Source organism: Streptomyces sp. NPDC005931 (assembly GCF_042871235.1).
GTDB lineage: Bacteria > Actinomycetota > Actinomycetes > Streptomycetales > Streptomycetaceae > Streptomyces.
This window is the reverse complement of the sequence record NZ_JBIAIG010000001.1, coordinates 657,590-672,100: the sequence shown is the minus strand read 5'-3', so window position 1 is coordinate 672,100 and position 14,511 is coordinate 657,590. Positions and strand designations below refer to the sequence as shown.

Here is a 14,511-nt window from a genome sequence, read left to right as displayed (position 1 = left end):
GTGTGGCAGACCGGCCGAGCAGCTCGTCGGCTCCGGGATGCTCACGCCAGGTCGATGCCCAGCTCGCTGTCCGGCTGGCAGAACTGGCACGGCTCGATGTTCGGGTCGGTGAGGGCGGCCCTTGCCTCGTCTGCCCTGATCCGGTGTGGCGTTCCCTCGATCATCGTGCAGTCAGCCAGGTGGATGATGGCGGGCTCAGGCCCGTGCGGGGTGCGCTTCTGCTGCACGACGTAGCCGGTCCGAGTGGGCGGCAGAGCGAAATCTGGCAGCGGGCCGCCGCCCTTCACACGGCCCCTCGGCCGCTGTTGCTGGGGCGGATGCTGGACTTTGGTGAGGGCCTTCTGGACCGCGTCGCGCTGGAGCCGCAGGTAGATGCCGATCGTGTCGTTCTCCGCGATCTGCCTGTCGAGATGAGCCAGGATCGCCTGAAGCCGGGGCGTGTCAGGGGGCAGATCGGACATGGCGTGCATCGTGCAGCGCCGCCCAGCCTGCCGACCGCTGACCCTGCCAATACGGGTGGAACAACACCTCCGACGACAGGTGGATCAGTCGCCTCCGAAGAGCGGTGCGCGGGCGCGCGGCGAGCAGTCGGTAGGTGGTCTGCCACTCCTCTTGGGCGCGGGCCAGGTCGCCGGGAATCGGTCGCATGGCCGGATTCAATCACATGTTCGATTTTTGGGGCCAGTGACGTGGTGAGCTCGCTGCGCGTCAGTGGGGCATCGGTGGGATCAACTTGTTGGACGTTCCGACTCACTTGATGTCAGACCTGGACATGGCGGCAGTAGACCTCGCACACTGGGCATAGCTACTCAACGCCTTTGATCTAACTCTCCTGAATCCGCTGCCCCAACTGTCACAACGCCATTCGTGCAGGGGACCTCCTCAGCTTCGCAGCTCAGAGGCCCCTTCCCCGATGGGGAAGTGGGGCACGACTAGGGCGAGGGCGGTCCCGATGCAAGATCAAATCCTGTATTGGCTCGGTGGAGGCTCGGCCGGCGGGAGCCTCGTGTTCGCGATTCGGCGCTATGGCCTATCGGTTCGTGTGGGGCAACTGAAGGTGAGGTTTCGCGGTAAAGCGGAGGTATCACGTCACTGCGCTACATGTTCCTGCGAGGAGAGTTGAGTAACGGGTAGCGCCCCGGTCGAAGGATCGGGGCCTACTTATGCGCGCCGCCGCTCCTCCAGCTTGCGGACGATCAACGCGAGGGCGACCACTCCGTCCACAGCCTCGGCGAGGGCCTCGTTGCTCGGCGCCTTGCGATGCCAGGTCAGCCGGCGAGGCCAACTACCCGACCACAGCCAAAGCCCGGATCAGGTGTGCTGCGGTTGGTGGCTAGACTGATCTTCGGCGCGGGGGCGCTGGAGACCTGTGGATGGTTCACGCATGACGCGACGCTCGCTCCCCAATCCGCTCGCACCGGTAGGGCGCCGCCGTGATGGGCGGCCGATCTACCCGATCCTCGGTGCTTCACCGGAGGACGAATCCAACAAGCCCGAAGGTGACGGCGGTGGCGCCGTTAGCCAGGAGGACCTGTCCCGGCTGCTGGCCCGCGAAAAGACGCAGGGCGGTCGCGCGGCCGTCAAAAAGCTCCTCGGCGAACTCGGCTTCGACAACTCCGAGGCGCTCACCGAGTTCATCACCACCAAGCGTGACGCCGAGCAGGCCGCACTGACGGATCTCCAGCGACGGGAGCAGGCCGCCGAGGAGAAGCTGAGGGCCGCCGAGGTGCGCGAGGCACAGGCCGCAGCACGGGAGCACGCCGCTATCCGACGGGCCGCCCTGGCGGGGCTGGGCGCGGGCGGGGACGACCTGGCCGACGCGGTGCTCCTCATCGACAGGGCCCTGGCCGACCAGCCCGACGCGGACGAAGAGGCCGTCGCTGCAGCTGCCGAGCAGCTGAAGGAACGGCGACCGGAGCTGTTCGGCCAGACCCGCGAGACCACGCCGCCCGCGCCGGGTGGCTCACCCGCCGGCGGGCCGCCGTCGCGAAACGGCGTACCGCCCAAGCCCGGCGCAGCGGGACTCGAAATGGCTCGGCGCCGAGGCTTCATCGCCGACTGACCAACCCCGTCATGGGAAGACCATGACCCCACCGGCGGGAAGGCCGGACATGGGGACCACGCCCCTCATCCCTCCCGTGGACGGCGCCGCCACCAGGTGAGCGCGCGAATCCGATTCGCTCCACGTCCACGGGAGGACGGCTGTGACACTCCAGCCCATCACCACCTCTACGTCGTACACCGCCGACCGGGCCTGGCTCGGCGCGCTGCACGGCACCGACTCCGTCGAGACCATCACGCTCGACATCTCGAAGCTGACCGCTGGCACGCACACCGCGGCGTCGGCCGACACCGCCCAGCCCTACAGCCGAGTCCTGTCCGGCGTACCCGTCGGCAAGATCACCGCGAGCGGCCTGTACGGCGCCTTCGACCCGGCGGCGACCGACGGCCGCCAGGCGCTCGCCGGGTTCGTGTTCGCCGAGGTGCTGTTCGCGCCGACCGCGACGAAGGCCCCCGCCGCGCTGCTGTGGCACGGCGTGGTCGTCGCCGCCAAGGTCCCCGGCGGCATCGACACCACCAAGGTCACCCCGTCGGTGACCGGTCCCCAGATCCGGTTCGTGTGAGAGGCGGCCGACGATGACCATTCAGGACCTGATCAAGAACGTCGCCGCCCGCGACCTCACCACGTTCGCTCGTGCCATCCCCTCGCAGAAGGACCACCTGCTCACCAGGGAAGGCGGCATCATCCCAACGCTGGAGCAGGACGAGGTGAAGTGGCGCGTCAAGGACAACGGCCGGTACGTCAACGTTGCGAAGTACCGGGCGTTCGATGCCAGCGTGCCGTTCGCGTCCCGCGAGGCGTGGCAGACCACGCGCGAGGGCATGCTGCCGCCGCTCGGACAGAAGCTGCTCGTCGGCGAGCAGGAGCAGATCCTGCTGGAGGCGTCCCGCGGCGCGGACGAGGACCGCCTTGTCGAGCTGCTGTACGACGACACCGAGCGGCATGTCGAGGCGATTCGCTCCCGCGTCGAACTCGCCTGGGGCGACGTCCTGGTGGACGGCAAGTTCTCGCTCAACGCAGAGAACGGCCTGACGATCGAGGTCGACTGGGGCGTGCCGGCGGGCAACCTGCCGACCGCGCCCAAGCTGTGGTCGGACCCCACCTCGGACCCGATCAAGGACGAGCTGGCGTGGATCCAGTACCTCGATGACCGTGGCGCTCCCTTCCCGGACATGGTGGTCACCAGCCGCAAGGCGTTCTCGTTCCTGGCCGCCAACAACAGCTACAGGGCGGCCTACTACGGCTCGGTGAACCCCTCGAATACCCCGACTGCCACGCTCACCCCGCAGCAGATCAACGTGGTCCGAGACAACTACGGCCTGCCGCCGATCACCTTCTACAAGGGGCAGGTGCGCGTCGATGGGGTGCAGACCAAGGTGCTCCCTGAGGACCGGTGGATCATGCTTCCCCCGGACCGGACGAAGTGGGGGCAGACGATCTTCGGGGTAACCGCCGAGGGCCTGGCCCTGTCGCGAGGCACGAATCCGGAGATCACCAAGGAGGACCGTCCGGGCATCATCATCACCCGCGGTGCGCAGGATGACCCGGTTCAGATCTGGACCAAGGGCGCGGCGGTCGGGATGCCGGTGCTGCACACGCCGGACGCTCACATCGTGGCGAAGGTGATCTGATGGGCCGCCGTCTCGCAACCGCAGTGCACGTCCAGCACCCGACCTCGCGAGAGTGGATCGTGCTGGAGCCCGGCGACGAACCCGACGAGGAACTGGCCGCCGAGATCATCAACCCGGACGCGTGGGAGGACGACGAGCCAGCGTCCGACACCGAGGAGCCGGAGCCGGAGGAGCCGACGCAGTTCGGCTTCACCGCGCCGCCCCAACCCGAGCCCGGCCCCGGGGCCGACCCCACGCCGCCGGCCCCGAGTCGGCGCAAGAAGACCACCGACGCCGCCGAGTAAGCACACGAGAGGTCTCAGCCCGCCCCGCCCCCATCCCGGGAGGGGGCGGGCGACGACCATCCAGGAGCACTGATGGAGCCCATCCTCCTCGCCTGGCTGCGGGCACAGCTCGGCACCGCCACCGAAGAACAAGACCTCGCTGCTCGTTACGCCCGCCTCGGCCGCGCCCGAGCGGTCGCCGCAGAAGTCCTTGCGGAACGCCGCGCCAAGCTCCTCGCCGAGCCACTGCGCATGACGGTCGACGGCGTGGTCACCATCGACCAGAGCAACAACGTCGCCGGACTGGAGCGCCAGATCGCGGGCCTCGTCGAACTCGTGGCCCCAGATGACCCGGCGGCGGGGGAGGCGAGCGTCGACCTGGTCACCGCACCGCTCCTGCCGTCCCGGCGCACGAGGTAGAGCGGCAGTGCCGTACGAGTGGCCGCCACTGGTGCCGGGAGACCCTGACGAGATCGCGCGCCGCGTTGCGGCCGTACTCGAGGAAGCCTGGCAGCGCCTGGCGAGCAAACAGCAGGAAGTGCTCGCCAGGTTCGCCGACAACCCACGTACGCCGTACACACTCGCCACGCTGGAGGAGTTCAAGCAGGCCATCCGCGAATTCCGTCAGCGCGTGGACCAGGAGGCCCAGCAGTTCGTACAGCGGCAGCTCCCTCACCTGTACGAAGAGGGCGGAAGGACGGCCGCCGAAGCCCTGGGCGTGACCTTCACCTGGACCACGTTCCACCGTGACGCACTGCAATCGCTCGCAGCAGACTCCTACGCCGACTTTCTACGCCGTTCTGAGGAAGCCGAGCGCATGGCCAGCCAGTTCTACCGCACCGCGCGGGAAGCTGCGCGCCGCGAAGTGCCGCTGTTGGCGGCAGGCAACATGACCGCGAAGCAGGCCGCGAAGAACCTCGCGGATCGGCTGGCCGCCAAGCACAAGCTGACGTACGTCATCTACCGCAACGGGGCGCGGGTTCCGGTGCGCGCGTGGGCCGAGGCCGCCACCCTTGCGAAGTCGGCCGTCGCCTACAACGCAGGCACTCTCAACCGAACCCGCCAAGCCGGAGTGACCACGGTCGAGGTCTTCGACGGAGCGGACTGCGGCTGGAGCACCCACCAAGACCCCGACAAGGCCAATCGCACCGTGCGTACCATCGACGACGCGGCAAACTGGCCGATCTCCCACCCACGTTGCCGGCGTGCCTTCGGGCCGCGCCCGGATCTCACAGGATCGACGAGCACGGCTTCCGGGGTCACGTGATCGCAACCGTTACGACTCGGCCCAGTAGTCGCTGAGCATCTCGCCGGGCCAGGCCGGCTCGTGGATCTCGCCCTGAGGGCCCATCTCCCGGAAGTAGGGCCCAAGGTCGTAGATGGGTGTCCCGTCGACCGCGTCCAAATCGGTGACATGGAGGTCCAGGCCATCGACCTTGAGCAGCCGGGGAAAGCTGGTGGCGAGTTGGTTGGGGCGTCGGTGGTTGCGATGCGCGAACGTCCCGGATGGCTCCCAGCGAGGGTTGTTACGGGGGCTGCGCGCGTGCAGAGCAACGTCACTCGGGGACGCCTGGCTGAAGTGCCAGGTGACGATCAGGTGGGAGAACTCCTCCAGTCCCTTTACGACTTCGAGTGGGAACTTCGGATCGAGGCGGATGATGCACTCGACGCCGCCCCAGTTGTCGTCCGCGACTTCCGTTCGGCCACCGACAACGGTGCCGATGGGCTCGATCTGTAGAGTCATGGTGCCCTCCTCATCCCTCTGCCGAACGTGATCAATCTACGGTGCGCAGGTAGTCGGCTGCCCTGGTTTCCAGTTGCGCAGCGGCTGGGATGCCGCGCCGTCGATACGGCGAGAGGAGGGAGCGCATCTCCACGACGCGCTGCCGAGCTCGACCGGAATAGATGCCTTCCTCCATAGCGTCGAGGGCCTTGGACCAGGTCGCACACGCCTCTTCCACATTGCCCGTAGCAATCTGCGTTGCCCCGAGGTATCCGAGGGTCACGGCGTGTGTCCTCTTGAATGCAGGTCCGCGAGTGCGGACGCTGCGGTCAAACTGGCTGATCGCCCCCTTGTGGTCCTTGAGATCGCGCAAGGTGCACGCCGTCTCATGGGCCAGTGACGCCTCGCCGAAGAAGAAGGTTCTGGCCGGCTCTTCGATGCCGTCATGGGCACCGCGGAGGTCGTCTTCGGCCTGAAGCAGCACCTTCGTCGCCTTCTTGTCCTGCCCAGTTGCAGCGAGACAACGGGAATGGACAACGCCGAGCAGTGCCCGTTCTCGTGGTGTCGCGGACTGATATCGCTGGCCGGCGACTGAGGCCGTCGAGAGCTCCAGGGCCTTGCCAAACAGGCCGAGGTCCAGGGCTTGATGCGCCATGGCACGGAGGATGTGGCCCGAGAGCGGAGCGTCGGCGGCTCGGGCAGCCAGCTTCAGTCCAAGAGCGAAGTACGGCTCGGCGATGTCATGCTCGCCGTTGTCGAAGGCCATCCATCCGCTGAGGTAGGACGCTTCTGCAGCGGCGGAGAACATCTCGCGGCGAACGTGGTCATCGGGGAACGTTCCCACGAGATACCGGGCGACATCCGAGCGCAGGTACTCGACGAGAGCGGTCCGGCCGTGTCCGCCGCCCCGGCGCTGGTCCATACGTGAGAAGGCCAACGTCATCTCGCGCACGTTCTCTACATCGCCTCGGCCGACGCGCTGGGAACCTTTCTGTTCCGAGTTCGCTGGCTCCCTCGCCATCTCCGTCCACCAGGCATCTGAGGGAACAACAAGGGCGGCGGCCGAGTACACGCCTCCGCGAAGCAGGCTCCGCCGGTCCGGATCCAAGTCAGTGCTCCCCAAGTCCGTCAGCGCGGTCAGTGGATCGACGCGCCAGTCCAGCGCCCCCTGCGCTGGCGAGTCAGGCGCTGTGAACCCGGCTTCGGCTGGAGTGATGATGCGCTTCAGGCGACGGGACAGTGCCTCGCACATGATTATGGGGGCCTGGCCAGATGGGGCGTGTCCGGCCACCCAGTGCTGGACGTGCTGCCGAGCGATGTGCGTGTAGTCGATCAGGTGGTTCTCGTGTGCGATTCGCACGAAGGCGTTCGCCGCCTGAGCTCGTGACCAGCCTGCATCCTTCAGTAACGCCTCGAACTTTTCGTTCCGCTCGCGCGCCATGATGCGGCCCCCGGCTGCTAATGATCTTGAGACAGGTTTGTCAACTGCGCTCGCCTCGCGTCGACATGAGGTGGCAACCCCAACCTATTGCGGGATCCCAGAAGACATCCACTGAACTGACCGAAAGCCGTTGCCGTGAGATCAGTAAACGATCTTGTGTCACGTTTGGCAGCGGCGCTCCCTCGCGCTGGTACCCGGGTCGAGCCTGGAGCGGTTTGCTGTTCGTAACCGCCACGCGACTCGTGAATGGGGCGCCGTTGTTCAGCCCTCTCGCGCCGGAGCCCCAGCCATGAAACAGGGAGTCCCCGTGAACCCGTCCCCGCACTACCTCACACCCACCGCCGCGGTGACGGCCGCGTTCAGCACGAGACCCGCGCCGTCCACCCCTGTGCCCACACGGCGTCCCGACAACGTCAATGAGGAGTCCGAGCCCAAGCTGTTACGGCTCCCGTTCAAGGTGCCTGACGAACCGGTGTTCGTGTGGGACGGCAGCGTTACTGCGACCGCCGCAGCCAGCAGGAACGCCCGTCTTCTCGTTCGGACTCGCCTTACGGTGGCCCGGTGGCCGGGTGATGTCGAGGACGCAGCCCGGATCGTGGAGAAGCTCGTGGACAACGCGGTCAAGCACACTCCTGTAGGCGAGACCGACAAGATCCCGGTGCATCTGTACGTCGACTCCGACAGCCAGCTGCTGGTCGAGGTCGATGACCCGATGCCAGAGTTCCCCGGCTTCGCCGTCGCGGTGGCCTGGCACCCGGCCAAGGAGAACGAGAAACCTCGCGGCCTGTGGCGGGCACGGGAGTGCGGGGCCGGACTTGCGTTTCGCCGTCGGCGGGACGCGAACGGCCTGGTGATGGGTAAGGCCGTTCAGGCTCTGCTGACCGGGGTAGTTCCGGAGGTCTCGGCATGACGACGACACAACTGCCCCGTCGTGATTCCAAGGTCGACCAGCGCCGCCCTGCCCCGGAGGTCCATTTCAACGAGCCGCTGTTGAGGGGTGTGCCCCGCGAGCCGGCTGCGGACATGGGCACTTTGGCCGACCGCATCCGGCGCCTGATGGCTCTCTCGACGGGACAGCAGCTCACGATTCCGCTGGGCGGTCAGTACTTCGACATCGTCGTCACCGCGAACGGTCCCGCCGCATACGGGGTGATGAGACTCATGGACGAGATCCAGCGGTCCCCGGGCGACGCCCCGGACGCCTGTGGCCCCGTCATCGAGGATCCCCAGCGTGGCTGGCTGATCTGGCTCGTTCCGCCTGGGACCGGTGACCAATGGGCGCCCCACCGCTTCGCGATGTGCCTCGGCAGGCCGCATCAGCTCGCGCTCCCTCCGCTGGATCAGCGCGAGCCGCCCGGTCCGTACTGGCTGAGGCGCTGCCGCAGCGACCGCCTTGTGCCTTCTGGGCCGCTGCGGGATCACCTCAACCAGTTCCAGCCCGGCCCCGTGCCGCACGAAACGCTCCTGAGCTCGGTACTGAACGACATCTCGTGATCTCCGCGTACGGCGAGGCGCCCCGTCCTCTCCGCACGCGGCACTAGCTCCCTGCTGCCGAGGCTTTCATTTCCCCCGGTCTGGGCGGCAGGGCCTTGACCGTAGAGGAATCAGGGAGCGGGCGTCACGGCTCCACGACCCAGACCTCCCTGTCGATGAGGAATCCCATGTGCCAGCACCAACCACCATGTCCACCACCAGATGCTACGGATCGTGAAGCCGCTCGTGCCGCAGCCCAGCAACCGGCGCAGGGCTGGACGCTGCTTTGCAACGGAGTCCTCCTCTTCGCGGACACCGGCGAGTTGCTGCCGGACGGGCGGATCATCGCACCGAACCGCCCGCTCTCACACGCGGTGGCGGTTGCGGCATGACCCTCCCTGCGCCGTGGTCCGCCGTCGTCCCATACGTCACCGCCCGCCGTGGCGAGGAACCCGAAGTCGCGGCCATGCTCGGCCTCCGGCCCGACGGCGGAGGGCTGTGCTACTTGGACGAGGGACCGGATGATCGGGACGACCAAGGAGTTCTCTGGGCCCGGTGCTCGCAATCCCGCGAGGACGGCTGGCCGGTCGGGTCTCCACGATGGGGCCTGGTACATCCGTCTCGGCAGCGCGAGACGATGCAGGGCCTACGGTGTCAGGTCTGCATCGTCTCGCCGGCCAGCCGCACCGCCAGCGGTTACCTGTTCCTCGCAACGAGGCCAAGAGACGCCACGCCGCCGGATTGGCCCGAGGGAGTCCTCACCTGGCAGCCGCCCCTCTGCCTCGACTGTGCCGCAACCGCGGTCGAGCGGTGCCCCCACCTGCTGAAGCACGGCGCGGTCGCGATACGGGCACGTGTTCCGCGCCTCTACGGGGTGGTCGGCAGGCTCTACACCACGGGGGCTGATCTGCGGCCGGTGCCCGTGGTGGTGAGCGACGAGGCGAAGGACGTCCCACTGCCCTATAAGGACCACCTGCTCAGGCCCTGGTTCCTCGCCTCGCAGCTCGTGCGCGAGCTGCGCGGCGTATCGGTTGTCGACCTCGAACGGGAGATCGCGACAGCCCGCCTCTAGACGACCGCCTCGGTGAGTCGGTGAGTACGAGCCCGACCACCGAGGCGGCGCAAGACTCCGGCCTGGGACAGGCGTCCCTGCACGTTCTACGTCGAGGGCATGGCACCTCGGGCCGGTGGCCAGGAACCACCTCTGCGGCGCTGTGATCTTCATACGCTCCGCACGGAGGTGCCTGGCAGAACCACCATCCGCAAATCCACTCGCAGACACGGGAGTTCGCATGAGTCCCCAGATCACACACACCACGCAGGTGAAGCCGCAGGGCTCGGGCACGACGTCGGACGGTTTCGACCTGGACGTCACCCTGGTCGAGGTCTCCGACACCGCCGGGCTGATCAGCCTGACGGACGACGGCTGTGGCGAGACCTGCGGCGCCTGCACCACCAACGTGGCCTGACCTGACACGCAAGTCATCCCAGGCCGGTGCCTTCGCGCCTCATCGAGCGAAGGCACCGGCCGCCCGCCTGGACCACGGAGGTCGTGTTGGCTTCGAGCACCGCGTTCCGCGCCGGGAAGACCGCTATCCTCCGTGCGGTCGCTCGACCGGAACTTCCCGTATCCCCGTGCCCCGACCTGGATGACCTGTCCCCGCGGAGCGCGGCTGCCCGCCTCGCGTGGCTGCGCCAGGTGTGGTCCGAAGAGGACGTTGCCGAAGCCCTGGATCACGCCAGCCCGGCTCTTGCCTCGCAGGTGCGCGCGCTGTGCTCAGCCAGCAACCCGGGCGAGCGTGATGTGCGGCGAGCGGTCGCTTCGGTAGCCCGCTACGTCCTGCGCGCGGAACACCGGGCGACGCCGTTCGGCCTGTTCGCAGGCGTTGCCTCGGCCTCGATCGGGGCACGGGCACGCGCGAAGTGGGGTCCGGAACACACGGCCGTCGGCCGGGCGAGTGCGGAGTGGCTGACTGCTGTCATCGAACGGCTGGAGGCGTGCCCCGAGCTGCTTGAGCGCCTGGCGGTGGTCCTCAACAACACCACGGCGAGCCGTGGTGATCGGCTCATCGTGCCGTACAAGTCCGACCGCCAGGGCGCCCGTGGGCGCGCGGTCGAGGCGTCCCTGTCCCTGACCGACCCGGTGAAGCTGGTCCTGTGTACCGCCCGAGAGCCCATCCGCGTCGGGCTGCTCGTGGACAAGCTGACTGCCGAATTCCCAGCGGCGGGACCGGCGAAGGCTCACCGCCTCGTACGGGAGCTGATTCGGAACGAGGTCCTGATCACCAGCCTGCACGCTCCGAGCACCGAAACGGACGCGCTGGGATACCTGCTGGGCCAACTCGACACAGCGAGGGCGGACGGTGTGGCACCGATCGCCGCCGCAGTCCGTGAACTCCACGCCGTCCGTGACGACCTGAGTGATTGCGCCTCGCGCAGCGGACGGAGCCGAGCCGCTACGCGCATGCGGGCTCAAGTTCCGGAGCTACGTCGCCACCCCCTGGCTCTCGACTTACGCCTGGACGCGGAGGTCGAGCTTCCCGAAGAGGTCGCCCACGAGATCGCGCGTGCCGCCACCGTCCTGACCCGGGTCAGCGCCCATCCGTACGGGACGGCGTCGTGGAAGGCGTATCAGCGCCGGTTCTACGAGAAGTACGGCATCGGCACGATGGTGCCGCTCAACGAAGTCGTCGCCGACAGCGGCACCGGCTTTCCCGACGGTTATCCGGGCACCCAAGACGACGGGCGCCGCTCCCGCCTGTCCGTACGGGACGACACCTTGGTACGGCTGGCGCAGACCGCTGTCCTCGACGGCCGCGACGAGGTCGTGCTCACCGACGAGCTGGTAGCGGCCATGGAGCTGGGGCCCGAGCGCCCGAGGGTGCCGCCGCACCTTGAAGTCAGTGTCCGCGTGTGCGCCGCCAGCACCGAGGACCTGGACCGTGGGCGCTTCCGGCTGGAGGTCGCGAGCGTGTCACGTGGCGTCGGTGTCACCACGGGCCGGTTCCTCAGCGTGCTGGCTCCCGACGCCCGCGAGCGGCTGTCAGCGGAACTGGCCGACCTTCCGACCGCGGACGCCGGCACCATCCCCGCCCAGTTGTCCTTCCCGCCGCTGCTGCCCACGAGCGCCCACGTCACCCGGGCCCCGCAGGTCCTGTCCACCGTGATCAGCGTTCACGAGCATCGGGCCGCCAGCAGCGATGTGCTCACGCCCGAAGACCTGGCGGTGGCCTGCGATGGGCGCCGCATGTACCTGGCTGCACCCGAGCGCGGGCGACGGATCGAGGCCGTGGGAATGCACGCGCTGAACCTCAGGGAGCACACCCCGCCCCTGGTGCGGTTCCTCACCGACCTGTCGCGCGCCCAATGCGCGCAGGTCACCGTGTTCGACTGGGGCGCCGCGAAAGCCATGCCGTTCCTGCCCCGATTGCGCTACGGGCGCACGGTGCTTGCCCCGGCACGGTGGCGGATGGAAGCGACCGAGCTGCCCGGCCGCGACCGCCCCCAGGCGCAGTGGGACACCGCCCTCGAAGACCTGCGCACCCGGAGACGGATGCCTCAGCGGATCGACCTCGCCGAGGACGACCGGCGCCTGCGCCTCGACCTCGGCCAAGCCGGACATCGAACGCTGCTGCGCCAGCATCTGAACCGCGTCGGCACTGCCGTCCTCGTCGAAGCCCCGGACGCCGACGCGTACGGGTGGTGCGGCGGCCGGGCGCATGAGGTCGTCTTGCCACTCAAGGCGACGCGATCACCGGGGTGGCCGTCCTTGCCGACCCCCGTCCCCTCCCGCACCTTCTCCCCGGAGCAGATCCAGACGCCGGGCGTCTCGTCTCTGCTGCTGGCCACCCTGTACGGCGACCTGCGCCGTCAGGATGCCCTGCTCTCCCAGCATCTCCCGAACCTGCTGGATCGACTCGGCGGCCCGCCGTGGTGGTTCATCCGCTTCCGCGACCCGGATCATCACCTGCGAGTGCGCATCGCGCTGCCCGGCCCCGAAGCCTTCGCCGAGACCGCCCGCACGATCGGTACCTGGGCTGAGGAACTGCGCACCACGGGCCTGCTGTCGGACATGCGCTTCCCCACCTCTTACCGTGAGATGGGCCGTTGGGGCTCGGGCGCGGCGTGGGACGCCGCCGAGGAGGTGTTCCGGGCGGACTCGCGCGCCGTCGTCACTCAGCTCCGCCAGCTCCAGCGTCCGCAACAACGTGCGCTGGTGGCCGCGCACACGATCTCGATCGCCACCGCGTTCCTCGGCAGCACCGAGGCCGCGATGCGCTGGCTGGTCGACCACATCCCGCCAGTCGCCCCTGTTGCGGTGCCGCGTCCGCAATTCACCGAAGCCGTACGGCTGGCCGATCCGTCCGACGGCTGGTCGGCCCTGCGCACCGTGGCCGGTGGACAGGCCGTCATGGAGGCGTGGGCCGACCGGGACGCAGCAGTCGCCGCCTACCGGCTGCATCTTCCCGGCCCTGACACCGAAGGCATCGTCCTGGACGACGTCCTCTCCTCACTGCTGCACGTCCACTTCGTCCGGCACGTCGCGGTCGACTTCCCCGAGGAAGAGGTCTGCCTCTACCTCACGCGCGCCGCTGCCCTGGCCTGGTTGTCGCGGAGGGCCCGATGACTCACACACTCGCGGTCAGGACAGTGGACGCCGTCGCCGAACTGCTCGCCAACCCCGCCACGACGCCGCCGGAAACGGACGCTGCGTCTTCGCACCGCCAGCACCTCGCGTACGGACCCACCGGCATCGCCCTGCTGCACATCGAGCGAGCCGCCGCCGGCACGGGCTCGTGGAAACGCGCTCATGCCTGGCTCACCGCTGCTGCACGGCAGCCGTTCACCAGCGGACCCGACAGTCACCCCTTCTACGGCGCGCCCGCCCTCGCCCACGCCTTGGCCTGCGCCGCAGAACACCTGCCGGGCGCCTACCAACGTGCCCGGGACTCCCTGGACCGCCAAATGTCCGCCGACGTTCGCCGCCGCTTGACCGCCGCGAACCGCCGCGCCGACGCGGGACGCCTTCCGGATCTCGCCGAGTTCGACACGATACGGGGCCTGGTTGGCTACGGGGCCTACTTCCTCCGTCACGACCCGGCCGGGGCCGACGTCCGCACCATCCTCGACTACTGCGTACGGCTCACCGAGCCGATCATCCACGAGGACGAAGTCCTGCCTGGCTGGTGGACGCCGACCGGACCATCCGGCCGACCCGACGACCGCTTTCCCGGCGGCCACGCCAACAGCGGCATGGCTCACGGCATCGGCGGCGTCCTCGCGCTGCTGGCCCTCGCCGCGCGACGCGGCATCACCGTCGGCGGGCACCGGGAAGCCCTCCACACGATCCTGGCCTGGCTGGACCGATGGCAGGAGAAGACCGGCCCTGGCCTCGCCTGGCCGTACTGGGTCACCCGCGAGGAACTGCGCAGCGGCCACCTCGTTCCATCAGCGCCCAAGCGCCCTTCCTGGTGCTACGGCACAGTCGGCGTCGCCCGAGCGCAGCAACTCGCCGCCCTCGCACTCGGCCGCGCCGACCGCCAGATCGAGGCGGAAGTCGCGATCGTGGCCGCACTCACAGATATCGCCCAGCTCAAGGCCACCACGGACAACGGCCTGTGCCACGGCTTCGCCGGTCTCGCACACGTAGCGGCCCGGACCGCCGCCGACGCCCACCCGTCGACGGCTGGACGGCTCCGCGCAGCGGTACCACCACTGCTGAGCGCGGTCTGCCCGCCGGGCGCCGTCCCGGAAGACGTGGCCAGGGCGGTCACTCAGAACGAGGAAACCGGACCTGGATTCCTGAACGGCGCTGCCGGTATGGCGTTGGCGCTTCTGGCCCCTGCCACCACCGCCCCACCCGCCTCAGCCTGGGACTCCTGCCTGCTCATCGCCTGATCCGCCGATCGAAGGACCCC

The 14,511-nt window shown here is 68.6% G+C and carries 16 protein-coding genes; 13 read left to right on the top strand and 3 right to left on the bottom strand.

What is annotated here, in order from left to right; all coding sequences use genetic code 11:
• Positions 1 to 41: 41 nt before the first annotated feature.
• Positions 42 to 461, bottom strand: a complete 420-nt coding sequence (locus tag ACFYOV_RS03080; RefSeq protein WP_389082064.1) for a DUF6233 domain-containing protein — start codon at positions 459 to 461, stop codon at positions 42 to 44.
• A gap of 923 nt (positions 462 to 1,384) precedes the next feature.
• On the opposite strand from ACFYOV_RS03080, the gene ACFYOV_RS03075 reads away from it, so the two are divergent.
• From ACFYOV_RS03075 to ACFYOV_RS03050, 6 genes are all read left to right on the top strand, one after another.
• The gene (locus tag ACFYOV_RS03075) at positions 1,385 to 2,062 is read left to right on the top strand and encodes a hypothetical protein (protein ID WP_389082062.1); all 678 of its coding nucleotides are present in this window, start codon (positions 1,385 to 1,387) and stop codon (positions 2,060 to 2,062) included.
• Between the two features lie 142 nt (positions 2,063 to 2,204).
• Positions 2,205 to 2,624 carry a head decoration protein gene (locus tag ACFYOV_RS03070; RefSeq protein WP_234518410.1) on the top strand — a complete coding sequence of 140 codons (420 nt, stop codon included), beginning with the start codon at positions 2,205 to 2,207 and terminating at the stop codon, positions 2,622 to 2,624.
• Positions 2,625 to 2,637: 13 nt separating this feature from the next.
• A complete protein-coding gene (locus tag ACFYOV_RS03065) occupies positions 2,638 to 3,693 on the top strand; it encodes a major capsid protein (RefSeq protein ID WP_389082060.1) in 1,056 nt (351 codons plus the stop codon).
• Positions 3,693 to 3,977 carry a hypothetical protein gene (locus ACFYOV_RS03060; RefSeq protein ID WP_389082058.1) on the top strand — a complete coding sequence of 95 codons (285 nt, stop codon included), beginning with the start codon at positions 3,693 to 3,695 and terminating at the stop codon, positions 3,975 to 3,977. The genes ACFYOV_RS03065 and ACFYOV_RS03060 overlap by 1 nt, the downstream gene beginning before the upstream one ends.
• A gap of 72 nt (positions 3,978 to 4,049) precedes the next feature.
• Positions 4,050 to 4,376 carry a hypothetical protein gene (locus ACFYOV_RS03055; RefSeq protein WP_389082055.1) on the top strand — a complete coding sequence of 109 codons (327 nt, stop codon included), beginning with the start codon at positions 4,050 to 4,052 and terminating at the stop codon, positions 4,374 to 4,376.
• A gap of 7 nt (positions 4,377 to 4,383) precedes the next feature.
• A complete protein-coding gene (locus ACFYOV_RS03050) occupies positions 4,384 to 5,223 on the top strand; it encodes a hypothetical protein (RefSeq protein ID WP_389082053.1) in 840 nt (279 codons plus the stop codon).
• Between the two features lie 9 nt (positions 5,224 to 5,232).
• On the opposite strand, the gene ACFYOV_RS03045 is transcribed toward ACFYOV_RS03050, so the two are convergent.
• Together ACFYOV_RS03045 and ACFYOV_RS03040 are read right to left on the bottom strand one after the other, a co-directional pair.
• On the bottom strand, positions 5,233 to 5,700 hold the full coding sequence (locus ACFYOV_RS03045; protein ID WP_389082050.1) for an SAM-dependent methyltransferase: 468 nt from the start codon (positions 5,698 to 5,700) through the stop codon (positions 5,233 to 5,235).
• 31 nt (positions 5,701 to 5,731) lie between these two features.
• Positions 5,732 to 7,120, bottom strand: coding sequence for a Tat pathway signal protein (locus ACFYOV_RS03040; RefSeq protein WP_389082048.1), 1,389 nt, complete (start codon positions 7,118 to 7,120; stop codon positions 5,732 to 5,734).
• A 595-nt stretch (positions 7,121 to 7,715) separates the two neighbouring features.
• Between ACFYOV_RS03040 and ACFYOV_RS03035 the strand changes: the two genes are divergently transcribed.
• The 7 genes from ACFYOV_RS03035 (at position 7,716) to ACFYOV_RS03005 (ending at position 14,491) form a co-directional block, all read left to right on the top strand.
• A complete protein-coding gene (locus tag ACFYOV_RS03035) occupies positions 7,716 to 8,030 on the top strand; it encodes a hypothetical protein (RefSeq protein ID WP_389082046.1) in 315 nt (104 codons plus the stop codon).
• Entirely contained in the window at positions 8,027 to 8,614 is a 588-nt protein-coding gene (locus ACFYOV_RS03030; protein WP_389082043.1) for a hypothetical protein, read from the top strand. The genes ACFYOV_RS03035 and ACFYOV_RS03030 overlap by 4 nt, the downstream gene beginning before the upstream one ends.
• A gap of 167 nt (positions 8,615 to 8,781) precedes the next feature.
• On the top strand, positions 8,782 to 8,985 hold the full coding sequence (locus ACFYOV_RS03025) for a DUF5999 family protein (protein WP_386306584.1): 204 nt from the start codon (positions 8,782 to 8,784) through the stop codon (positions 8,983 to 8,985).
• Positions 8,986 to 9,230: 245 nt separating this feature from the next.
• On the top strand, positions 9,231 to 9,665 hold the full coding sequence (locus ACFYOV_RS03020) for a hypothetical protein (protein WP_389082040.1): 435 nt from the start codon (positions 9,231 to 9,233) through the stop codon (positions 9,663 to 9,665).
• A gap of 220 nt (positions 9,666 to 9,885) precedes the next feature.
• On the top strand, positions 9,886 to 10,062 hold the full coding sequence (locus ACFYOV_RS03015; RefSeq protein WP_205382920.1) for an FxLD family lanthipeptide: 177 nt from the start codon (positions 9,886 to 9,888) through the stop codon (positions 10,060 to 10,062).
• 230 nt (positions 10,063 to 10,292) lie between these two features.
• Positions 10,293 to 13,220, top strand: coding sequence for a lantibiotic dehydratase (locus tag ACFYOV_RS03010; RefSeq protein WP_389082037.1), 2,928 nt, complete (start codon positions 10,293 to 10,295; stop codon positions 13,218 to 13,220).
• A complete protein-coding gene (locus tag ACFYOV_RS03005; RefSeq protein WP_389082034.1) occupies positions 13,217 to 14,491 on the top strand; it encodes a lanthionine synthetase C family protein in 1,275 nt (424 codons plus the stop codon). The genes ACFYOV_RS03010 and ACFYOV_RS03005 overlap by 4 nt, the downstream gene beginning before the upstream one ends.
• Positions 14,492 to 14,511: the final 20 nt, after the last annotated feature.